Origin of the sequence: Azospirillum sp. TSO35-2 (genome assembly GCF_003116095.1) — a bacterium.
Classification (GTDB): Bacteria; Pseudomonadota; Alphaproteobacteria; order Azospirillales; family Azospirillaceae; genus Azospirillum.
On sequence record NZ_LGRA01000001.1, the window covers coordinates 43,352 to 62,545 of the forward strand.

Below are 19,194 nucleotides of genomic sequence, written 5' to 3' on the forward strand. Positions count from 1 at the left end.
CGCTGGAGCTGGACACCCGGATCCCCGCCTTCGCGGGGATGACGGGAATCTTGGGGTGGGATTGCTTCTTTCTGAAGCGATTGCCTCCGTGGGCGAGGCCCCCTTTGACTCTATCCCCTCCTGGGGGATAGGATCAGGGCATGAGCACGCACCACTCCCATCCCGACATCATCAAGCGGCTGAAGCGCGCCGACGGCCATCTGCGCGGCATCATCGAGATGATCGAGGGCGGCCGGCCCTGCCTCGACATCGCGCAGCAGCTCCACGCGGTGGAAAGCGCGGTGCGCGAGGCCAAGAAGCTGCTGATCCACGACCACCTCGACCATTGCCTGGACGCGGCGATCGACACCACGCCGGCCGAGACGCGCCGGTCGGTCGCCGAGTTCAAGGCCATCACCAAATACCTGTAGGGGGCCGGGATGCCGGATTTCGCCGCTTTGCTCCAGCAGGGGGCCGGGCAGGCCTGGCTGTTCGTCCCCAGCGCCATCCTGCTCGGTGCGCTGCACGGGCTGGAGCCGGGGCACTCCAAGACCATGATGGCGGCCTTCATCGTCGCCATCCGCGGCACGGTGGTGCAGGCGATGCTGCTCGGCCTGTCGGCGACGGTCTCGCACACGCTGGTGGTCTGGGTCGTCGCCCTGATCGGCCTGCGGCTGGGCCAGGGCTGGGACGCCGCGACGACGGAGCCCTATTTCCAGGTTGCCTCGGCGGTGCTGATCGTCGGCGTGGCGCTGTGGATGCTGGCGCGGACATGGCAAGAGGGGCGGCATGAGGGGCGGGAGCATGACCACGGCCACGAGCATGACCATGACCATGACCATGACCATGACCATGACCATGACCATGACCATGACCACCACGGCCATGCCCACCATCATGACGACCATGCCCACGCCCATGACGACCACCATCACCATGGCGGTCTGGTGCTGGGCGGCGACGATCATCAGGACGCCCACGCGCGGGCGCACGCCGACGACATCCGGCGCCGCTTTGCCGGGCGGTCGGTGACCACCGGGCAGATCGTCCTGTTCGGCCTGACCGGCGGGCTGATCCCCTGCCCGGCCGCCATCACCGTCCTGCTGCTGTGCCTGCAACTGAAGGAGCTGACGCTCGGCGCCGTGCTGGTGCTGTGCTTCAGCATCGGTCTGGCGCTGACGATGATGTCGGCCGGGGTGGTCGCGGCGCTGGGCGTGCGCCACGCCGAACGCCGCTGGTCGGGGGCGGTCGACACCATCGCGCGGCGGGCGCCCTACGTCTCGGGCGCCCTGATCCTGGCGGTCGGGCTGTATGTCGGCATCCACGGCCTGCAGGGGCTGGGCTACACGCTGGCGGTCCTGTCTCCGGCCCCGCTGCCGGCCCTGCGGCTCGGCTGACGCGCATGGCGCCGCGCTTCATCCTGGGGCCCATCCCGGGCGGGGTGGTCGCGCTGGGCTTCGTCAGCCTGTGCATGGACCTGTCGTCCGAGATGATCCACAGCCTGCTGCCGGTGTTCATGGTCAGCGTGCTCGGCGCCGGCGCCCTGGCGGTCGGCGTGGTCGAGGGCGTCGCCGAGGCGACGGCGGCGGTCACCAAGCTGTTCTCCGGCGTGCTGAGCGACTGGATCGGCCGGCGCAAGCCGCTGATCCTGGCCGGCTACGGCCTGGCCGCCCTGACCAAGCCGCTGTTCCCGCTGGCGACCAGCGTGCCGACGGTGCTGCTCGCCCGCTTTCTCGACCGCATCGGCAAGGGCATCCGCGGCGCCCCGCGCGACGCCATCGTCGCCGACCTGACGCCGGAGCACCTGCGCGGCGCCGCCTATGGCCTGCGGCAGTCGATGGACACGGCCGGCGCCTTTGCCGGACCGCTGCTGGCGATGGCGGTGATGGCGGCCAGCGGCGGCGACTACCGGCTGGTCTTCTGGATCGCCACCGTCCCGGCCGTCGCCGCGGTGGCGCTGATCCTGTTCGCCGTGCACGAGCCGGTGGTGCCGAAACCGGTGGTGGGCGGGCCGGCCGAGCGCCGCCGCTTCCCGATCCACCGGGCCGAGCTGCGGCGGCTGGGCGGCGTCTACTGGCTGGTCGTCGCCGTCGCCTCCGCCCTGACGCTGGCCCGCTTCAGCGAAGCCTTCCTGCTGCTGCGCGCCCAGGACACCGGCCTGCCCGACCCGCTGGTGCCGCTGGTGCTGGTCGTCATGAACCTGGTCTATGCGGCGAGCGCCTACCCGCTGGGCCACCTGTCGGACCGGCTGGGGCACCGCGGGCTGCTGGTCGGCGGCATCCTGCTGCTGATCGCCGCCGACGCGGTGCTGGCCGCCGCCGGTACGCCGGGGCTGGCGCTGTGCGGTGCGGCGCTGTGGGGGCTGCACATGGGGGCGACCCAGGGGCTGCTGTCGGCCCTGGTCGCCGGGGCCGTGCCGGCGGACCTGCGCGGGACCGCCTTCGGCCTCTACAACCTCGCCGGCGGCGCCACCCTGTTCCTGGCGAGCGCCGCCGCCGGCCTGCTGTGGCAGGCGGTCGGCCCGGCCGCGACCTTCCTGGCCGGCGGCGCCTTCGCCGCGCTGTCGCTGGCCGGCGTCCTCGCCCTCGACCGGGCTGGCGGCGGTCGGACGCGCGGTCGGTTTTGAGCCGGCCGACCCTTTCATCGTGATGGCGTGCTTGCCCATGGCTTGGGTTTCATACGGGCCGCCGACGGCGGCGAAGCGGTGCGGAATGGCGGGCTCGATCAGGGGCGCCGTCTCTGGCGGGCTGGTGAGCAGGACGCTGATGTCCACCGGCCCACACTTGCGGCGTCAGGCGCTTTCTATGCGGCGGATGCTGTCGCGCAGCAGGGCTTCCAGGTCCAAGGGGAGCAGGTTGGGGTGGATCGCCACGAAGCCTTGGTCGCGGGCCCGGCGCATCAGATCCCGGTTGGTCTCCGCGATGGACAGCAGGACCGGGCGCTCGCCGTGGCTGAGCGCCGCGAGCCGGGCCATGACGGACGGGGCCGCGCCCGCCCGGCCGTCCTCCCCCATCACGATCAGAGCGGGCATGGCCGGCGCCGGAACGGGAGACGGATCCGGTCGCTCCGCCATTGGCGGCAGGGCGTCGTCCAGCGTGGCCGCCGCCGTCGCCCGCCACCCCATCGTTTCCAGATAGAGCCGGACGCTGTCGCGCAGGAGGGGGTTGCGGTCGACGACCAGGGCCCAGCGCGTCCGGTCCCCGAGGAGGCGCTGGATCGGCGGCGTGTCGGCGTGGGTCGTCGGGCTGCGGCCTGTCATGGAACAGCTCCTTGGGAATCGGCTCCCCGGTTCGACCACCCGTCCGGTTTGGAACCATCATCCAACGATTTTTGAACAAAATGCGGATTTGCGGCATCCTCCAGATGATGGAAGGTGCCTTCCGCCGATCGTCTTATCCGCCAGGGGCTTGCGCGATTCGCGACTGCCTGCGGGGAATGGACGTCCGGTGCGCGCGCCATCAATGCCGTGCCGTTCGGCACGGAGTTGCCGGTGGAGGGGCTCTTATGGGAGGAACAGTGGACGCGCTGATCGAGGACATCTACGACGCCGTGACCTTCCCGGAGCGGTGGGGCGGCGTCCTGCAGCGGCTTTGCGCCTCGACCGGGGCGACGAGTGGATTCCTGTTCACCGCATCGGCATGTCCTGACGCTCAAGGGTTGTGGGCCCGGCACAACATCTCCGATGGTCTTCTGAGCGACTACACGACCTATTTCCGGCACCGCGACCTGTGGACGAACGTGGCGGCGACGCGCGGTCTGCTCAGCCACTGTGACGTTTGGCGCAGTGAGGATATTGCCACCGAAACCGAACTGCGGCGCTCCGCCATTTTCAACGATCTGTTGAACCCCCATGGCATTGGACGGCTGTGCGCCGTGACCCTGGCCGACGGCGGCGAGCTGGCTGCGCTGCAGCCGGTGTTGAGCCTGTACCGGCCGGCCGACGCCCCGTCCTTCGCCGATGAGGCGGCCCGGCTTCTGAAGGACTGCGCGCCGCACCTGCAGCGGGCGATGCGGCTGCGCGTCCGCCTGTGGAAGGGCGACGAGCGGGGCGAGGCGGCCTGGAGCGCCCGGATGATCGAGCGTCTGCCGATCGGGGTGGTCCTGCTCGACGGCAGGGCGCGCATCGTCGCCATGAACCGGATCGGCCAGGCCATCCTCGACGCGCGCGACGGGCTGCGGTCGCAGCATGGCGGCCTGCTGGCCGATCGGCGGGCCGACGCGGGCCGGCTCGCCCGGGCGCTGGATGCCGCCGTGACGGGCAACGGTCAAGCGGCGTCCGGGCAGGCGGCCGACCTGCGGGTGTGGCGCCCGTCGGGGCGAGCGCCCTACATGCTGACGGTTCTGCCGTTGTCGGCCGAAGCGGCGGACGGGGCAGCGAACGGCCTGGGCGTGGCGACGATCCGCGCCGCGGTCCATGTCGTCGATCCCACCATCGGCGCGGTGGGGCTGGAGGCCCGGCTGGGCAGCCTGTTCGGGCTGACGCCAGTCGAAATCCGGCTGGTCGTCGATCTGCTTCACGACCTGACCCCGGCGCAGAGCGGCGACCGCCGCGGCGTGGCGGTCAGCACGGTGCGCAGCCAGTTGCGCAGCGTCTTCGCCAAGACCGGGACCACGCGCCAGAGCGAACTGATGAACCTGATGAACCGCTGCTTGATGCTGCCCACCCGTGACTGATACCGGCGAACGCTGGAGCTGACCTGTCAAGCCGTCGCCGGCCGCCGCGACGGCGGCGGTGCCCCTTCCCTGGCGTCACCGTCGCGCACGCGACACGAACCGTCCCCAGGCCGCCTGCTTTTAAAAGTTTTTTTTGCAAGGCCCGGGGTGTTTGCGTGCGATCAGTTCCCATAAGCGGAAAATTAACACCATTAGAGCGAGTGTTTATGTGCACACAAAGATTCCAGTAGTGTCCGTGATGATCTCCGCAGCCAGTCTAAGAACGTCCAGCCAATCGATCGACGATACCCGCAGATTCAATATTCTCGGTCTGCTTTCTATCGGCATGGTTGTGCTAGCCATTGCGTTCGCCGTGTTCGTGGTTCTGCAGACGATGCGGCGGATTGACGCGTCGACGGCGGAGCGGACGCAGGCCGAAATCGTCGACGCGCTCGACGACCTGAACGGGGCGATGGCGAAGAAGGCCGAGGAGTACAGCCTGTGGAACGACGCCGTCGACCATGTCGTGGTCGCGTTCGACAGCGTCTGGGCCAACGCCAACGTCGGCCCCTACGCGGAGCGGCTGTGGGGGCTCGACCGCTCCTACGCCTGGGACGGCGCGAACGGCATCATCTACGCGTCCAGGGGCGGCGCCCTGCGCACCGACCTGGACGCGGTCGCCCGCGAAACCGCCGAGCTGATGCCGGTGCTGGCGGCGGCGCGCGCCACCGGCGCATCGGTCAGCGGGATCGTCCGGATCGGACCGACCCCCTTCGTCTTCGGCGCCCGGATCATCGCCTATGAGGAGGGGCACGCCCCGCTCGCCCCGGCCCCCGGCCGGCCGGGGCCCGACCAGCCGGTCCAGATCTTCCTCAACACCCTGGAGGCGGAGGTCGCGAAGATCGCCGCCTCGCGTCATGTCGCCGACCTGCGCGTCGTTGCGGAGGACGGCCGGCGGAACGGCGGCGCGGCGACCGTGGCCGACGCCGCGCTCCTGCCCTTGCGGGACATCCTCGGGCAGCCGTTCGGGGCCCTGGCCTGGACGCCGGAGCAGCCCGGCCGGACCCTGATCGACCAGGCGGCGCCCTACGGGGCCGGCTTCGCCCTGGCGCTGCTGGCGTTGCTGGTCCTGTTCCTGCACCTGCTGGGCCACCTCAAGCGGCAGGAGCCCCTGCGTCTCAGCGAGGCCCGGCTGGCGCAGGCGCAGCGCGTCGCCCGGCTGGCCTACACCGTCCATCTGCCGGACGACCGGCTGGAGGTGTCGGACAACCTGATGGCGATGATCGGCCTGCCGGACGGGACCGGCCCGACCACGACCACGGCTTATCTCGACCGCGTCGTCCCGCGCCACCGCGCCGACGTGCAGGAGGCCTATCGCCTGGCCTGGGCCGAGGACACGCGGTTCGACATCGAATACGCGGTCACCCGCGCCGACGGCGGCCTGCTCCATCTGCAGGAGGTGGGGGAGCCGTTCCACGACACCAACGGCCTGGTCCTGGGGCTGATCACCGCCATCCAGGACATCACCGCCCGCCTGATGGCGGAAGAGACCATCCGCCATCAGGCCAGCTACGACGCGCTGACCGGGCTTCCCAACCGGACCCTGTTCTACGACCGGCTGCGCCAGGCGATCCGGCGGGCGACGCGGGCCCAGAACGGCATGGCCCTGCTGTTCGTCGACCTCAACCGCTTCAAATGGGTCAACGACACGCTGGGCCATCAGGCCGGCGACGTCCTGCTGCGCGAGGCGGCGCAGCGGATGGCGTCCTGCATCCGCGAGTCCGAGACGATCGCCCGGATCGGCGGCGACGAGTTCACGGTGATCCTGTCGGAGGTCACCAGCCGGGCGGAGGCCGAGACGGTGGCCCGCCGCATCCTCGACAGCGTCAAGGAGCCCTTCCTGATCGCCGGCCAGACGCTGCACATCTCCGCCAGCATCGGCATCACCGTCGCGCCCGAGCAGGGGACCGAGATCCAGCAGCTGGTGAAGAACGCCGACGTGGCGATGTACCAGGCCAAGCGCCAGGGCGCCGGCACCTGGACCTTCTACGCGCCCGAAATGGACGCCGACGCCTTCGCCCGCCTGCGGCTGGAGAACGACCTCCACAGCGCCGTGGCGAACGGCCAGCTGGCGCTGTATCTGCAGCCGATCGTCGACGTGACCCGGGGGGTGCCGATCGGCGCCGAGGCCCAGGTGCGGTGGCGGCATCCCGAACAGGGGCTGCTGCTTCCCGCCGCCTTCCTGCCGCTGGCCGAGACGAACGGGCTGATCGTGCCGGTCGGCGCCTGGATGCTGGACGCCGCCTGCCGGCAACTGGCGGGTTGGCGGGCCCGTGGCCTCACCAGCCTGTCCCTGGCCGTCCCCGTCTCGGCGTCGCAGCTCCGCCATCCGGGGGTGGAGGAGATGGTCGGCGCCTGCCTGCGCCGGCACGAGGTTCCGGCGGACGGGCTGATCCTGGAAATCCCGGAAAGCGCCGTGCTCGACCCGTCCGTCGAGATGGTGCGGGCGATGCGGGGGCTGAAGGCGCTGGGCGTCGCCTTCGCGGTCGGCGGCTTCGGCACCGGCTACGCGTCGCTGGGCCATCTGCGGCGCCTGCCGGTGGAGTTCCTGAAGGTCGACCGCAGCATCGTGCAGGACATGATGCACAGCCTGCGGAACCAGGAGATGGTCCGCGCCATCGTCGACCTTGCCCGCAGCATGGATCTGAAGGTGATCGCGGACGGGGTGGAGACGGGGGAGCAGCAGGCCCTTGCCGGCCGCATCCGCTGCGAATACGCGCAAGGCCGCTTCCTGGGCCAGCCGGTCCCGGCCGAAGAGTTCGAGCGCAGCTTGGCCGCCCCCCTCCTGCCGGCCAACCTCCCCGTGGCCGGCGCCCTGGTGGCGGTGCCGGGAGCGAGCCCGGCCGAGACACCTCGACCATCGTGACCATCGCCGCGGCGGGTGCGGGCGCGTCCGGAAATGAAAGTCCCGGCACGGAAAAAATCGTGGTTTCCGGACCGGCGCGCCGGGAAATGCAGCGCTGACTTGCCCGGAATTTCACTTGCAATCGCCAGGAATAAAGCCCATGTGTAACGAGTCGAAGTTGCTCTGGGTCATGCGTTTTTCAGTCTTAAACGGGGCTGAACCTCCTGCCTAAGTGAATTTGATGCTCGACCCATGTTGGGTTCGGGCAACTCGGGAAAGGACACGGCCCCATGGCTACCGGTACCGTCAAGTGGTTCAATTCGACCAAGGGTTTTGGCTTCATCCAGCCGGAAGACGGCTCGGCTGACGTTTTCGTTCACATCTCCGCCGTCGAGCGTGCGGGCATGGGCAACCTGAACGAGGGCCAGCAGCTGTCGTTCGAAGCCGTCCGCGATCCGCGGCGTGGCAAGGTCTCGGCCGAGAACCTGCGCGCGCTCTAAAGCGCTTGCGGGTCGGGCGACCGTCAAGGACGCGACCGGAAAAGGGCGGCTTCGGCCGCCCTTTTCTTTTTCGGGTCCTGCCCCGCGGACGGTGCGGGACGGACGGTTGAGAAAAAAGACCGTTCAGAAAAGACCGGCGACGATACGCGACGACGCAAGAACAAATGGTCCGATGTTCGGATCATGGGCGCCATTGGTGCCGCCATTGCCGAACACAGCCGAAATGGCACTTGGTATTTTCCAGGAAAAGACCATACTGCCCGGCGTTGCTGTTTTTCCCGAACAAAGACCGGAGTGGGCATGCGCCTGAAGAAAGCCGCTCCAGCGTCGCGTGGGCATTTCACCGATCCCTGGATGCGTGTCGCCCATATGACCGGACAATTGGCGGCGACGGCCGGCGCCGCCCGGTCATCGAACCCGCACCCGACGGACAGTGCCCTGGCGCAGAGCTGGCTTGCCGGCTGGCGCGCCCACGACCATGATGGGACCCCCGTTGCGGCGACCGTCCCGGTCCAGTTTCCAGGCTCCCCGTTCCCGGCATCCCCCACAGCGGCACGCTCCGCAACGCTGCCTTCCGCAGCGCTGCCGATGCCCCGGCCATCACGACAGGACGACGACATGACGACCGAACTGATCGACCGGCTGCCTGGCATGGTCGACGCCGACCTCTCCACCCTCGTCGCCAACGCGGAGCGGCTGGCGCGGGCGGGCACCCCCAAGCAGCAGAAGGCGGCCCAGGCGGCGCTGCCCGCCATCCAGGCGGAGGTCGCCGCGCGGCAGGAGAAGCTGGCGGCCAACCCGCCCAAGCGCGCCCCGCGCGCCAGCCGGAAGGCCGCTGCCCCGCCCCCTGCGCCAATTCCCTGACCCCAACGCCCGATCCCCCAACGCCCGCTGGCCAAGCGCCTCGTCGCTGCGTAACATTCGTGCCGCCCAAGGGAGCCGAGACCCCCATGTTCAGCGTCAGCCAGGACCAAGCCGCCGCCGTTCAGAAGGCGTTCCACGAGAGCGGGGAATGGGCCGCCGTCGCCGAGTTGCGGCGGTTCTTCCCCATCCAGGACAACACCAACGCCCTGAACGCCGTCCGCAGCATCGCCCGCTGGACGGTGCCGGCGGATCTGCCGGCCAAGCCCCCCGCCGCTGCCCGCCGGAAGGCCGCCCGCTGACAGCGGGCGCTTCCGGCGCGGCAGGCACGGCCGCGCCCGCTCAGCCCGGCGTCGCCCCCCGCCGCTGCTCCAGGAAGAAGCGCAGCATCTCCGCCGTCGCGTCCGGGCCCTGCGGGTCGGTGTAGGATCCGGCCGGGCTGCCGCCGGCCCAGGCGTGCCCGGCGCCATGGATCGTCCATTGCTCGCACAGCGCCCGGCCCTCGGGGTCGCGGTGGACGCTGCGGCTGTAGGCGTGGCCGCCCGGGGCCTGGCCCTGCTTCAGCTCCGACCGCAGGCCGGCCTTGGCGGCGGTGGCCTGGGCGGTGACATCGTCGCCGTTGCGCGGGTGGACGACCGAATCACGGTCGCCGTGAAAGACGATGGTGGGCACCGCGCGGGCTCCCCGCTCCGCCGACCGCCGGCCGTGGCCGCCGCCCTGGCGCATCGCGGCGAGGGCGGAGGGAAGGTCGTGCGCGGCGCCGGCCGGCAGGCCGGAATGCACGCCGACCGCCGCGTAGAGGTCGGGATAGGCCGCCGCCATGATCGCCGCCGCGGCGCCGCCGGCCGACAGCCCGGCGATGTAGACCCGCTCCGGATCCACGCGATGGTCGTGCATGATCCGGCGGGTGATGCCGGCGATCAGCGCCGGTTCCCCCTGGTCGCGCCGCTGGTCGTCCGGCTTGAACCAGTTCCAGCAGCGCTGCGCGTTGGCCGAGGCCGGCTGTTCCGGATAGGCGACGAGGATGCCGTGCCGTTCGGCAAAGGCGTTCATCCGGGTGCCGGCGGCGAAATCGTCGGGCGACTGGGTGCAGCCGTGCAGCATCACCACCAGCGGGCGCGGCCCGTCGCCCGGGTTGGCCGGCACATAGAGCTTGTAGGCCCGTGTCCCGCCCACCCCGCTGTGCGACAGCGTCGCGAAGGACGCCCCGTCCGGCAGCGGGTCGGGCGCCGGGCGCCGGGCGCCGCCATGGAGGCCGCTCGGCTTGAAGCGTGCGGCGAGGCCGCGCAGGGTTTCGCCCAGGCCGGCCCGCGGCGTGGCGTCGGCCCCGGGCTTGCGGGCGGGCCGGGGATCGGCGTCCGCCGCCGACGGCGCCGGGTCGAGCCTGACGAACTCCCCCTCCAGGGTGGCCCCCGGGGTGGTGGTGTCGGGCGGCGGCTCGGCCTTGCCCTCCCCGCGCAGGAGGCGCTGAATGAGGCTCGTCGCCTCGGCGAGCTTGCCGGCGCGGGTCAGGCGGGCGGCCTCGGTCATGCCGGGGGGCAGGCCGGGCGGAAGGGTGTGGCGCATGTCCGTGCTTTCGTGGTTCGGGGGGCCAGGCGACGGCCTGGGCCGGGAATGGTCAGCGGATGCGGTCGGCGAGGGCGGCCTTGACGGCGGCCGGGGCGTGCAGCGCGCCCAGCACGCTCAGCGAGGCGATGGTGGCGCGGGCCAACTCGGGGCTGACGTCCTGGGCGATGGTGGCGAGGCCGAGGACGCGGATGTCCAGCGTCTGCCCGGCCGCCTGCACCGCTTCCAGATCGGCGCGGGTGAAGTGGCGCAGGCCGAGATCGACGCTCTTGCGCGCCACCGTCTGCCGGACGACGTCGGCGTGCCGGTCGACCTGGTTGCGGATGGCGGTGCGGATGAAGTCGGTGCGGTTCGCATAGAACCCCTCCTCGACCAGGAGGTCGATGTGGCCGAGATCGACATAGCCGAGGTTGATCGTGATCTTCTCGCTGTCGCCCGCTTTCGGTCGCAGGTCGCGCTGGGTCTCGGCCATCGCCTTTCCATCCTCTCACCATCCAACTGGATGGTAAATGGATGGGGAGAGCGGTCCGTTCAAGGCCGGCCCGGCGCTTTGCGCAAAAGAGCACCGCCGGCAAGGAGCAATGGCGCCCCGGCGGTGTTCATGAGGCGTGGGTCGGAAGGCGGGAGCGGCGGACGGACGCCGCCGCCGGCACGGGAGATGAAGACGGAATGGGTCATCAGGTCCACGGCGGCCAAGCCGGCGACAGCCAACGCCCCCGCGCCGCCGAGGCGGCCCTCCCGGACCCCGGTCCATCCGCGACGGAGCGGCTGGCCGATCTGGTCGTCCACGCCGCCGGCAGCGTGGTCCTCGCCGCCATCGCCCTGTGGCTGTTGCGCAAGCCGGTCGGCGACGCGGCAAGCCGGGCGGAGCTGGTGTCCCTCGCCGTCTACCTGACCGCGCTCGGCGGGGTGATGCTGACGTCGGCGGTCTACAACGGGCTGCGGCCCGGGCGGCTCAAGGACGTCCTGCGGCGCTTCGACCACGCCATGATCTACGCGCTGATCGCCGGCACCTACACCCCCTTCGCCGTCCGTCACCTCGTCCACAGCGGCGCCGTCCACACGGGCGGCCCGGCGGTGGCGCTGGTCCTGGTGTGGGCGGTGGCGGCCGGCGGGATGATGCTGAAGCTGGCCTTTCCCAACCGGTTCGAGCGTTTCGGCTTCGCGCTCTATCTCGGGCTCGGCTGGTCGATGGCGGTCCTGGCGCCGCCGGTCTGGACGGCGCTGCCGGCGGGACCGCTGGCGCTGCTGGTGGCCGGCGGGCTGCTCTACACGGTGGGGACGGTGTTCCACCTGAAGGAGCGGATCGCCTACAGCCGGGCGATCTGGCACGGCTTCGTCGTCGTCGCCGCCGGCTGCCACGTCACCGCCGTCGGGCTGGCGGCCGCCACCTGACCCGGGCCTTTGATCCGGGGTGGCGGCCTTGCGGCTGCGGACAGGAAAACGGCCTCGCCCGGCAATTCCCGCGGGCCCTTTTGCACCGCACCAAAAACATCGGTGGAAGATTTGCTATTCGTCGCCCTTCATGGTGACAATGGTGCCTGTCCCGCGGAGGATTTTGCATGCGCATTCGGTTGGGCTACCTGTTGAACTTCAGCTTTTCCGCCCCCACGCCGATGATCGTGATGCTGAATGTGCACTACTCGCGCGTCGCCGACCTGGAGAGTCCCGACCACATCATCACCAGCCCGCCGGTGCCGATCCAGGGCTACCGCGACAGCTTCGGCAACTGGTGCAGCCGGCTGGTCGCTCCGGCCGGCGCCTTCAGCATCAGCGCCGACAGCGTCATCCGCGACAGCGGCCGTCCCGACCCGGTCGACCCCGGCGCCGTCCAGCACCCGGTGGAGGATCTGCCGGCGGACACCATGCTGTTCCTGCTCGGCAGCCGCTATTGCGAGACCGACGTCCTGTCGGAGGAGGCGTGGCGGCTGTTCGCCGGAACCCCGCCGGGCTGGGCGCGGGTCCAGGCCATCTGCGACTTCGTCCACAACCACGTGACCTTCGGCTACGAGCATTCGCGCCCGACGCGGACCGCCGCCCAGACCTACGCCGAGAAGCACGGGGTCTGCCGCGATTTCGCCCACCTCGCCATCGCCTTCTGCCGGGCGATGAACATCCCGGCGCGCTACTGCACCGGCTACATCAGCGACATCGGCCAGCCGCCGCCCTATGGGCTGATGGATTTCGCCGCCTGGATGGAGGTCTATCTCGGGGGCCGCTGGCACGTCTTCGACCCGCGCAACAACGCCGCGCGGATCGGCCGCATCCTGATCGCGCAGGGACGCGACGCCGCCGACGTGCCGCTGACCCACACCTTCGGCCCCAACACGCTGACCGGCTTCCAGGTGCGGACGGACGAGCTCCCCGCCTGACGCGCGCCGGGTTTGGCGCCGCGGCGCCGCCGTGTCAGGCCGCCGCGAACGCGTGGTGGAAGGCTTGGCTCGCCATGCCGGCGAAGCTCGCGAGCGTCGCCGCGTCGGCCCCGTCGCGCGCCGCCGCCGACATCCCGGCCATCGCGATGACCAGGAAGTCGGCGAGTTCGTCGGCGCGCGCCGGGGCCTCGGTCGCGATGAAGTCCCGGATGGCGGCGCGGCTGGCCCGCTTCAGGGCGGCGGTCAGCGCCCGCGCCTCCGGATCGGCGCTGTTGCGCGTCCCGTCGAGCACGAGGCAGCCGGCCACCCCGTCGGCCCGGCCTGGATAGAGCTGCGCCGCGAGCGCCAGCGTGCGGTCGACCACCGCCGCCACGCCGCCGCCTTCGGCCTGGGCGCGCGCGAAGACGTTGGCGTCGCTCGCGGTGTAGCGCTCCAGCGCGCGCTGGAACAGCCCGGCCTTGCTGCCGAACGCCGCGTAGAAGCTCGGCGGCTTGATGCCCAGTTCGGCCCCCAGCTCGGCGACGCCGACGCCGTCGTAGCCGCGGGCGTGGAACAGCCTCAGCGCGGTGTCGACCGCGTCGTCCATGTCGAAGGACCGCCGCCGGCCGCGCGGTCCGGATCCAGGCGGCCCGGATGAATTTGTAGCGACCACTAAAAAACTCCTTGCGGGAGGCTCCGCCCTGCCTTTATATAGCGACCACTATACAAATTCAACACCACGCAGGACGGAGCCCATCATGAGCGACTTCACCGGCAAGAACATCCTGGTCCTCGGCGGCAGCCGCGGCATCGGCAAGGCCATCGTCCGCCGCTTCGCGGCCGGTGGCGGCACGGTCGCCTTCACCTACGCCGGCTCGAAGGACGCCGCCGAGGCCCTGGCCGCCGAAACCGGGACGGTGGCGATCCGCACCGACAGCGCCGACCGCGACGCGCTGATCGCCACGGTCGCGGGGCGCGGCGCGCTGGACGTGCTGGTCGTCAACGCCGGCGCGCTGGTGATGGGCGATCCGCTGACGCTCGATCCCGACGCCGTCGACCGCATGATCGACGTCAACGTCCGCGCGCCCTACCACGCCGCGGTCGAGGCGGCGCGGCGGATGAACGCCGAGGGCCGCATCATCGTCATCGGTTCGGTCAACGGCGACCGCATGCCCTTTGCCGGCGCCGCCGCCTACGCGCTCACCAAATCGGCGGTCCAGGGCATGGTGCGCGGGCTGGCGCGCGATTTCGGCGAGCGCGGCATCACCGTCAACGCCATCCAGCCGGGCCCGACCGACAGCGACATGAATCCCGCCGACGGCCCGATGGCGGCGTTCATGCACAGCCACATGGCGATCAAGCGCCACGCTCACGCCGACGAGGTCGCCGAACTGACCGCCTTCGTCGCCGGCCCGCACGGCGCGATGATCACCGGTTCGTTCCAGACCATCGACGGCGGCTTCGGCGCCTGACGCCGCGGCCTGTGTCTCCCCCGCGGTCGGCCGACACTCCGGAGGACGGCGGTCGCCGTCCCCGCCGGGATGGGCTCAGGACGGGGTCGGGGATGCCGGAGCCGTTGGCCGCCCGAGTTCCAGCAGCAGCGGGACCAACCCGCTTTCACTGATGGCCGCCGCCGCCCGCTCCGGATCCATCCAGCAGCGCTCGCGCTCGTGCTGTTCCGGCCATGCCGTCAGCTCTTCCCGGACGTCCAGCAGATAGACGATCACCTCGCACTCCACCGAACGGTCGGCCGCCAGACGCTTGTGGTAGCGGTATGTGCCGGCCGGATGCTTGCTGACCTTGCCGCGGATCCCGGCTTCCTCGAACGCTTCGCGGGCGGCCATGTCGCGCGGCTTGACCCGCTTCTCGGCCCACCCCTTCGGAATGATCCAGCGTCGTGTTTCCCGGGAGGTGATCAGAAGCACCTCGAGGCGGTCGGGCAGCAGCCGGTACGGCAGGGCCGCGTATTGGGTGCGAAGTTTCTCAATGCTCATCGATCCTATCTTGTCCGCCGCACCGGCCACTTCAATCCTTCCCCACGACCGTGTCGCAGGCCGTCCCCCGGTCGCCGTCGCGGCCGGAGCCGGGGGCGGAAGGCGGGGTGTCCTGGACCCGGTATGACAGCGGTCGCGCCCTGCTCGAACAAGGGGGGCGGAACGCGGCGTTCCTTCCCGCTGTTTCCCTGGCACGATCCCTTGAGGAGGAAATGCCATGAGATGTCTGTCCATGACCGCCGTTGCCACGCTGATCGCGCTCGGCGCCTTCGCACTGCCGCAGGACGCGGCGGCGAAGGGCTGCGCCAAGGGGGCGGCGGTGGGTGGCATCGCCGGTCACGAGGTCGGTTCCGGGCATGGGGTGGCTGGCGCGGCGATCGGCTGCGCGGTCGGCCATCATCAGGCCAACAAGAAGGACGCCGCCAAGCAGCAGGCCGAGGCGCCGAACAACCAGGCGACCGACCAAGCGCAGAGCGGCCAGAGCACTGGCAAGAGGAAGTAGGGGCGAAACCCTGCCTCATCCCTGGCCGCGCCCCTGCTTTTCGGCCAGTTGCGCCATGGCTCCCGTGCCGACGGCGATGCGTTCGCCGTAGCGGGCGGGCATGGTGGGGGAGGTCCAGTCGCCGGCCTGCTGGATCGCCGGCAGGCCGAAGCCGGCGGCGAGCAGGTCCTGGGCGGCGCCGACCCGCAGGCTGTGGCCCGACACCGCTCCTTCGCCCGGCACACCGGTTCCCTCCAGCCCCACCGCCCCGGCCCGCGCCTTGAAGATCTCGCCCACCCGCTTGCCGGGATCCGGCCCCGCCACCGCCAGCGGCCCCAGCACGGCCCCGGTCGCCCGGGTCAGCCGATCGGCGCCGATCTGCAGCCACAGCAGGGGGCGGCCGGACTCCAGCCGCGCCTGCCGGCGCTCCAGCCGGTCGCGCCGGGCCGCATCGCCGGAGCCGCAGCGGCGCATCAGCCGCTCCCCCTCGGCCAGGGCGTCGTCGAGCAGGCGGGCACGCAGCCGCAGCCACCGCTGCAGCCGGACCATGCTGTCGGCCCCCAGCCAGCACCAGCGGCCCTGCCCGCCCTGGTCGGTCTTGGAGCGGGCGACGAACAGCCGGCCGCTGCCGTCGCGTTCGGCCTGGACATCGGCGACGGTCAGCCGCACCAGCTCGGCCCGGCGGCGCAGCGTGTCGTAGCCGACGGCGATCAGCGCCGCGTCGCGCACCGCGGCCGGCTTCTCCTCACGGTCGAGGGCGGCGAGGATCTCCTGCACGTCGTCGCGGCGCAGCCCCACCGCCTGGGCCGGTCGGCGGCCGAGACGGGCGGCGAGCCCGGTCATCTCCAGCCGCACCAGCCGGTCCCGGCACGGGTCGGGCAGACCGGCGGCCTCGTGCAGGGCGGCGATGGTGGACTTGCGCCGCGCCACCGTGCCGTAGGCGGCCGGCTGCTGGTCCCGCCCGCCGTCGGTGGCGAGGGCCGTCAGATAGGCGATCACCGTCTCCGGCCCCGCCGGCACCGCCACCCGCCCGTGGGTCCCGCACCAGCGGATGTAGTGCCGGGCATCGGACCACAGGGCGCGCACGGTGTTGGCCGGCGCGTTGCGCTGAAGCGCCCGCCACCAGGGCACCAGCCGCCGCGCCACCGCCAGGCTGACCGGCGCATGCGGCAGGAGCACGGCGTCGAGGGCTGCGGCGTCTGTGGTGCCGGGAAGGACGGGGAGACGGGGCGGAACGGTCATGCGGCGGGCCGTGCGGGGTGGAGCATGGAGCCTCACCAGGATATCGCCAGCCCCGATATCTGGCGATAGCGTGAATTATCACCAGATCAGGGTATCGCGTATCGGGAATAGTGGACGGGTTCCGGTCGTCAGGCTATCAAAGCGGGATAACTCTTTGATAGAGAACACGGCATGCACCCGCGCCCCTTCGACCCGCTGCCCCTGCTCGGCCCCCTGGAGCGGGCCGCCGGGGCCGTCGGGCGGCTGGCCCAGGCAACCGCCGGCACCCCGGTCCTGGCGGCGTGGCTGCACCGGTCGCGGGTCGAGGCGGTCGCCGACATCGCCGACATCCAGGGCCGCTGTCGCTTTCTACTGAGAACTTTCTTTGCAAGATTTGGGCGTTAAAATAATTGCCTTGGTCAGGAGAACCGATCGAATTTTAATCATAAGCCATTGTAAAGAAAAGAATTTTTTGGGGAAATCCTTCAATTGCAAACCGACGATCCACGAGTTCATGAGCCTGATGCTCGAGGTGTGCAGTCTTGGTATCGCCACCAGCGCCCGTCAGCGGTAATGAACCACAGCCGATTGGGTGAGGTTGATCAGGAGATCCCGAACAAGCAGCCAATCACTGCCACGAGGACCAAAGGTCATTGTGCCGAAGGTCAGGGTGATGGCCAGCAGGTGCCGTGGGTCGGCACTTTGATCACCCTCGAAGACATTCCATTGCCCGTCGCTCCACACGGCAACAACCATGGACGGGCAAACGCCTGATGGAACATTCATCTCAAATCTGACGAATGTAGGAACGTCGAGATGAACAGAGACCGTGACCGTATTGAGCTCTCCGTTGAGTTTCACTGAAAATCGGCAGATGAGCGGTTTCTCCGGCATTAGGTCCAAGCCGATCCATAGCGGTTATTGTTTCAGGCGTTCCGATGTGATGATGGAGCGATTTCCGTCCAATTGATGGAAATCATGTGCGATACGTCTTCCGAAGCGTAAGGAAGCGTCGTTACGTGGAAGGGGCTTGCACCGCGGTGCATCCATCTTTGGCCATTTCCTGGACCGGAAACGGTGCACTCCTTGACCTTTGTGGCGGTGGTCAGCCCAGCACACAGGGAGTGTCTGCGATGCGCTGACGGCCTGCCGTCGGACGGTTTTACACAGGTCGTTTGAAATGGGCGCTTCACGCCGGTCGCATCGAGGCAACGCTGTCGCCATTGCCCCTGAAATAAAGCGCTCTTGGAGCAAAAAAACCATGCAGGCTTCGGCTCTGAGATCAGCACATGAAGATTGATGGCTATCCAAATAATTCCAGGTGTGTTGGTATCAAGGTATGCTCACCCATCCTCATCTCCTCATCGCTGAAGATGAAAATCTTACGGCGACCGCATTGGCAGAGCTCCTCGAGGCTGAAGGCTACCGGGTCACCCTCACTCAAAATGGGGTGCAGGCGCTGGAGGTTGACGAAAAGGATCCTGCTGCCCTTCTGTTGACCGACATGCGGATGCCTGTCATGGGCGGCGAGACTCTGATCCGAATGATCCGGCGTCGGAATGCCGAGTTGCCGGTCATCATCATGACCGGCTACAGCGAATATATTCCGCAGGAGGTGCCGGGACGGCTGATCGTCCTGCGCAAGCCTTACAGTCTTTCCGCATTGGTTCATCACGTCAGAGCTCTCCTGCCCCGCCAGGAGACAACAGCTGATCGATGAAAAAACAGGAACCGCGTGATGACCCGGGGCCGGACGTCCGCCCTCATGAAGCCGGGTTCCTGCACCAATTCCCTCCAGACTCCGGTCGGCGCCGATACGCACCGGTGTGTCACCGGCACGTCTTTTCATCGGAGGCTCCTCATGCTCATACGTCTGGGTTACCAGCTGAACTTCAGCTTTCCCGCCCCCACGCCGATGATCGTGATGCTGAACGTGCATTACTCGCGCGTCGGCGACCTGGAGCGTCCCGACCATATCGTCACCAGCGTTCCGGTGCCAATCCAGGGCTACCGCGACAGTTTCGGCAACTGGTGCAGCCGGCTGGTGGCGCCCGCCGGCCCGGTCACCATCGGAACCGACAGCATCATCCGGGACAGCGGAGCGCCCGACCCGGCCGAGCCCGGCGCCGTGCAGCACCGTGTCGACGAATTGCCGGCCGACACCCTGCTGTTCCTGCTGGGCAGCCGCTATTGCGAGACGGATGTCCTGTCGGACGAGGCGTGGCGGCTGTTCTCAGGCACCGCGCCGGGCTGGCCGCGGGTTCAGGCGATCTGCGACTTCGTCCACAGCCATGTGACCTTCGGCTACGAGCATTCGCGCCCGACGCGGACCGCAGCCCAGACCTATGCCGAGAAGCGCGGGGTCTGCCGCGACTATGCCCATCTCGCCATCGCCTTCTGCCGCGCGATGAACATTCCCGCGCGTTACTGCACCGGCTACATCAGCGACATCGGTCTGCCGCCGCCTTATGCGCCGATGGATTTCGCGGCCTGGATGGAGGTGTATCTGGGCGGCCGCTGGCATGTCTTCGACCCGCGGAACAACGCTCCCCGGATCGGGCGCATCCTGATCGCGCAGGGACGCGATGCGGCCGACGTGCCGCTCACCCACACCTTCGGCCCCAACATGCTGACGGAGTTCCAGGTCTGGACCGACGAGGTGACCGCCTGATTCCCCACCCAC

Annotated in this window: 23 protein-coding genes; 15 read left to right on the plus strand and 8 right to left on the minus strand. The window is 69.7% G+C overall.

The genetic code is table 11. The annotated features are described in order from the left end of the window. The first annotated feature begins 140 nt into the window (after positions 1–140). The 3 genes from TSO352_RS00170 to TSO352_RS00180 are packed head-to-tail and all read left to right on the plus strand — an operon-like array spanning position 141 to position 2,605. Positions 141–410 (plus strand): metal-sensing transcriptional repressor, encoded by a 270-nt coding sequence (locus tag TSO352_RS00170; protein WP_109105385.1) that lies wholly within the window; start codon positions 141–143, stop codon positions 408–410. Positions 411–419: 9 nt separating this feature from the next. Continuing rightward, a complete protein-coding gene (locus TSO352_RS00175; RefSeq protein ID WP_109105386.1) occupies positions 420–1,376 on the plus strand; it encodes a nickel/cobalt efflux transporter in 957 nt (318 codons plus the stop codon). Positions 1,377–1,381: 5 nt separating this feature from the next. Continuing rightward, positions 1,382–2,605: an MFS transporter gene (locus tag TSO352_RS00180; RefSeq protein WP_109105387.1), complete on the plus strand. Its 1,224-nt coding sequence runs from the start codon at positions 1,382–1,384 to the stop codon at positions 2,603–2,605. 165 nt (positions 2,606–2,770) lie between these two features. Here the strand turns inward: TSO352_RS00180 and TSO352_RS00185 are convergent, their stop codons facing one another. Continuing rightward, positions 2,771–3,238, minus strand: a complete 468-nt coding sequence (locus tag TSO352_RS00185; RefSeq protein ID WP_109105388.1) for a hypothetical protein — start codon at positions 3,236–3,238, stop codon at positions 2,771–2,773. A 245-nt stretch (positions 3,239–3,483) separates the two neighbouring features. Here TSO352_RS00185 and TSO352_RS00190 point away from each other — a divergent pair, with 245 nt between their 5' ends. The 3 genes from TSO352_RS00190 to TSO352_RS00200 all read left to right on the plus strand — a co-directional run bounded on the left by TSO352_RS00190 (position 3,484) and on the right by TSO352_RS00200 (position 8,037). Beyond that, a complete protein-coding gene (locus tag TSO352_RS00190; protein ID WP_146210670.1) occupies positions 3,484–4,653 on the plus strand; it encodes a helix-turn-helix transcriptional regulator in 1,170 nt (389 codons plus the stop codon). Between the two features lie 373 nt (positions 4,654–5,026). Next, on the plus strand, positions 5,027–7,558 hold the full coding sequence (locus tag TSO352_RS00195) for an EAL domain-containing protein (protein WP_158284482.1): 2,532 nt from the start codon (positions 5,027–5,029) through the stop codon (positions 7,556–7,558). 269 nt (positions 7,559–7,827) lie between these two features. After that, positions 7,828–8,037 carry a cold-shock protein gene (locus TSO352_RS00200; protein ID WP_109105391.1) on the plus strand — a complete coding sequence of 70 codons (210 nt, stop codon included), beginning with the start codon at positions 7,828–7,830 and terminating at the stop codon, positions 8,035–8,037. Positions 8,038–8,160: 123 nt separating this feature from the next. On the opposite strand, the gene TSO352_RS32785 is transcribed toward TSO352_RS00200, so the two are convergent. Further along, positions 8,161–8,376, minus strand: coding sequence for a hypothetical protein (locus tag TSO352_RS32785; protein WP_146210671.1), 216 nt, complete (start codon positions 8,374–8,376; stop codon positions 8,161–8,163). Between the two features lie 279 nt (positions 8,377–8,655). Between TSO352_RS32785 and TSO352_RS00205 the strand changes: the two genes are divergently transcribed. Together TSO352_RS00205 and TSO352_RS00210 are read left to right on the plus strand one after the other, a co-directional pair. Next, complete coding sequence (locus tag TSO352_RS00205) at positions 8,656–8,901, plus strand: hypothetical protein (protein ID WP_109105392.1); 246 nt, start codon at positions 8,656–8,658, stop codon at positions 8,899–8,901. 86 nt (positions 8,902–8,987) lie between these two features. Continuing rightward, positions 8,988–9,200, plus strand: a complete 213-nt coding sequence (locus TSO352_RS00210; protein ID WP_109105393.1) for a hypothetical protein — start codon at positions 8,988–8,990, stop codon at positions 9,198–9,200. 40 nt (positions 9,201–9,240) lie between these two features. Here the strand turns inward: TSO352_RS00210 and TSO352_RS00215 are convergent, their stop codons facing one another. Together TSO352_RS00215 and TSO352_RS00220 are read right to left on the minus strand one after the other, a co-directional pair. Beyond that, on the minus strand, positions 9,241–10,464 hold the full coding sequence (locus tag TSO352_RS00215; RefSeq protein ID WP_109105394.1) for a PHB depolymerase family esterase: 1,224 nt from the start codon (positions 10,462–10,464) through the stop codon (positions 9,241–9,243). A gap of 52 nt (positions 10,465–10,516) precedes the next feature. Further along, positions 10,517–10,936 (minus strand): CopG family transcriptional regulator, encoded by a 420-nt coding sequence (locus TSO352_RS00220; RefSeq protein ID WP_109105395.1) that lies wholly within the window; start codon positions 10,934–10,936, stop codon positions 10,517–10,519. A 197-nt stretch (positions 10,937–11,133) separates the two neighbouring features. Between TSO352_RS00220 and TSO352_RS00225 the strand changes: the two genes are divergently transcribed. Together TSO352_RS00225 and TSO352_RS00230 are read left to right on the plus strand one after the other, a co-directional pair. Continuing rightward, positions 11,134–11,859 carry a hemolysin III family protein gene (locus tag TSO352_RS00225; protein WP_158284483.1) on the plus strand — a complete coding sequence of 242 codons (726 nt, stop codon included), beginning with the start codon at positions 11,134–11,136 and terminating at the stop codon, positions 11,857–11,859. A 167-nt stretch (positions 11,860–12,026) separates the two neighbouring features. Beyond that, positions 12,027–12,836, plus strand: coding sequence for a transglutaminase family protein (locus TSO352_RS00230; RefSeq protein ID WP_109105397.1), 810 nt, complete (start codon positions 12,027–12,029; stop codon positions 12,834–12,836). Between the two features lie 34 nt (positions 12,837–12,870). On the opposite strand, the gene TSO352_RS00235 is transcribed toward TSO352_RS00230, so the two are convergent. Next, complete coding sequence (locus TSO352_RS00235; protein ID WP_109105398.1) at positions 12,871–13,422, minus strand: TetR/AcrR family transcriptional regulator; 552 nt, start codon at positions 13,420–13,422, stop codon at positions 12,871–12,873. A gap of 151 nt (positions 13,423–13,573) precedes the next feature. Here TSO352_RS00235 and bdcA point away from each other — a divergent pair, with 151 nt between their 5' ends. Next, a complete protein-coding gene (gene bdcA, locus TSO352_RS00240; protein ID WP_109105399.1) occupies positions 13,574–14,287 on the plus strand; it encodes an SDR family oxidoreductase in 714 nt (237 codons plus the stop codon). Positions 14,288–14,362: 75 nt separating this feature from the next. On the opposite strand, the gene TSO352_RS00245 is transcribed toward bdcA, so the two are convergent. Continuing rightward, complete coding sequence (locus TSO352_RS00245) at positions 14,363–14,809, minus strand: NUDIX hydrolase (protein WP_109105400.1); 447 nt, start codon at positions 14,807–14,809, stop codon at positions 14,363–14,365. A gap of 232 nt (positions 14,810–15,041) precedes the next feature. On the opposite strand from TSO352_RS00245, the gene TSO352_RS00250 reads away from it, so the two are divergent. After that, positions 15,042–15,311: a hypothetical protein gene (locus TSO352_RS00250; protein WP_109105401.1), complete on the plus strand. Its 270-nt coding sequence runs from the start codon at positions 15,042–15,044 to the stop codon at positions 15,309–15,311. Between the two features lie 15 nt (positions 15,312–15,326). Here the strand turns inward: TSO352_RS00250 and TSO352_RS00255 are convergent, their stop codons facing one another. Further along, the gene (locus TSO352_RS00255; RefSeq protein ID WP_109105402.1) at positions 15,327–16,532 is read right to left on the minus strand and encodes a tyrosine-type recombinase/integrase; all 1,206 of its coding nucleotides are present in this window, start codon (positions 16,530–16,532) and stop codon (positions 15,327–15,329) included. Between the two features lie 171 nt (positions 16,533–16,703). Between TSO352_RS00255 and TSO352_RS00260 the strand changes: the two genes are divergently transcribed. Then, the gene (locus TSO352_RS00260; protein ID WP_109105403.1) at positions 16,704–16,916 is read left to right on the plus strand and encodes a hypothetical protein; all 213 of its coding nucleotides are present in this window, start codon (positions 16,704–16,706) and stop codon (positions 16,914–16,916) included. Between the two features lie 159 nt (positions 16,917–17,075). Here the strand turns inward: TSO352_RS00260 and TSO352_RS32790 are convergent, their stop codons facing one another. Beyond that, positions 17,076–17,405 carry a hypothetical protein gene (locus tag TSO352_RS32790; protein WP_146210672.1) on the minus strand — a complete coding sequence of 110 codons (330 nt, stop codon included), beginning with the start codon at positions 17,403–17,405 and terminating at the stop codon, positions 17,076–17,078. A 445-nt stretch (positions 17,406–17,850) separates the two neighbouring features. Here TSO352_RS32790 and TSO352_RS00265 point away from each other — a divergent pair, with 445 nt between their 5' ends. Both TSO352_RS00265 and TSO352_RS00270 read left to right on the plus strand, forming a co-directional pair. Beyond that, positions 17,851–18,231, plus strand: a complete 381-nt coding sequence (locus TSO352_RS00265; RefSeq protein WP_109105404.1) for a response regulator — start codon at positions 17,851–17,853, stop codon at positions 18,229–18,231. A gap of 141 nt (positions 18,232–18,372) precedes the next feature. Further along, entirely contained in the window at positions 18,373–19,182 is an 810-nt protein-coding gene (locus tag TSO352_RS00270; protein WP_109105405.1) for a transglutaminase family protein, read from the plus strand. The last annotated feature ends 12 nt before the right edge of the window (positions 19,183–19,194 follow it).

Excerpts from the sequence above, each read along its gene's own strand:
- TSO352_RS00235 (WP_109105398.1), bottom strand. The coding sequence starts at position 13,422 with ATGGACGACGCGGTCGACACCGCGCTGAGGCTGTTCCACGCCCGCGGC.
- TSO352_RS00205 (WP_109105392.1), top strand. The coding sequence starts at position 8,656 with ATGACGACCGAACTGATCGACCGGCTGCCTGGCATGGTCGACGCCGAC.
- TSO352_RS00265 (WP_109105404.1), top strand. The coding sequence starts at position 17,851 with ATGCTCACCCATCCTCATCTCCTCATCGCTGAAGATGAAAATCTTACG.
- TSO352_RS00215 (WP_109105394.1), bottom strand. The coding sequence starts at position 10,464 with ATGCGCCACACCCTTCCGCCCGGCCTGCCCCCCGGCATGACCGAGGCC.
- TSO352_RS00245 (WP_109105400.1), bottom strand. The coding sequence starts at position 14,809 with ATGAGCATTGAGAAACTTCGCACCCAATACGCGGCCCTGCCGTACCGG.
- TSO352_RS00210 (WP_109105393.1), top strand. The coding sequence starts at position 8,988 with ATGTTCAGCGTCAGCCAGGACCAAGCCGCCGCCGTTCAGAAGGCGTTC.
- TSO352_RS00230 (WP_109105397.1), top strand. The coding sequence starts at position 12,027 with ATGCGCATTCGGTTGGGCTACCTGTTGAACTTCAGCTTTTCCGCCCCC.
- TSO352_RS00190 (WP_146210670.1), top strand. The coding sequence starts at position 3,484 with ATGGGAGGAACAGTGGACGCGCTGATCGAGGACATCTACGACGCCGTG.
- TSO352_RS32790 (WP_146210672.1), bottom strand. The coding sequence starts at position 17,405 with ATGCCGGAGAAACCGCTCATCTGCCGATTTTCAGTGAAACTCAACGGA.
- TSO352_RS00175 (WP_109105386.1), top strand. The coding sequence starts at position 420 with ATGCCGGATTTCGCCGCTTTGCTCCAGCAGGGGGCCGGGCAGGCCTGG.
- TSO352_RS00220 (WP_109105395.1), bottom strand. The coding sequence starts at position 10,936 with ATGGCCGAGACCCAGCGCGACCTGCGACCGAAAGCGGGCGACAGCGAG.
- TSO352_RS00170 (WP_109105385.1), top strand. The coding sequence starts at position 141 with ATGAGCACGCACCACTCCCATCCCGACATCATCAAGCGGCTGAAGCGC.
- TSO352_RS00200 (WP_109105391.1), top strand. The coding sequence starts at position 7,828 with ATGGCTACCGGTACCGTCAAGTGGTTCAATTCGACCAAGGGTTTTGGC.
- TSO352_RS00270 (WP_109105405.1), top strand. The coding sequence starts at position 18,373 with ATGCTCATACGTCTGGGTTACCAGCTGAACTTCAGCTTTCCCGCCCCC.
- TSO352_RS00250 (WP_109105401.1), top strand. The coding sequence starts at position 15,042 with ATGACCGCCGTTGCCACGCTGATCGCGCTCGGCGCCTTCGCACTGCCG.
- TSO352_RS00185 (WP_109105388.1), bottom strand. The coding sequence starts at position 3,238 with ATGACAGGCCGCAGCCCGACGACCCACGCCGACACGCCGCCGATCCAG.
- TSO352_RS00260 (WP_109105403.1), top strand. The coding sequence starts at position 16,704 with ATGCACCCGCGCCCCTTCGACCCGCTGCCCCTGCTCGGCCCCCTGGAG.
- TSO352_RS00195 (WP_158284482.1), top strand. The coding sequence starts at position 5,027 with ATGCGGCGGATTGACGCGTCGACGGCGGAGCGGACGCAGGCCGAAATC.
- bdcA (WP_109105399.1), top strand. The coding sequence starts at position 13,574 with ATGAGCGACTTCACCGGCAAGAACATCCTGGTCCTCGGCGGCAGCCGC.
- TSO352_RS00180 (WP_109105387.1), top strand. The coding sequence starts at position 1,382 with ATGGCGCCGCGCTTCATCCTGGGGCCCATCCCGGGCGGGGTGGTCGCG.
- TSO352_RS32785 (WP_146210671.1), bottom strand. The coding sequence starts at position 8,376 with ATGCCCACGCGACGCTGGAGCGGCTTTCTTCAGGCGCATGCCCACTCC.
- TSO352_RS00225 (WP_158284483.1), top strand. The coding sequence starts at position 11,134 with ATGGGTCATCAGGTCCACGGCGGCCAAGCCGGCGACAGCCAACGCCCC.
- TSO352_RS00255 (WP_109105402.1), bottom strand. The coding sequence starts at position 16,532 with ATGACCGTTCCGCCCCGTCTCCCCGTCCTTCCCGGCACCACAGACGCC.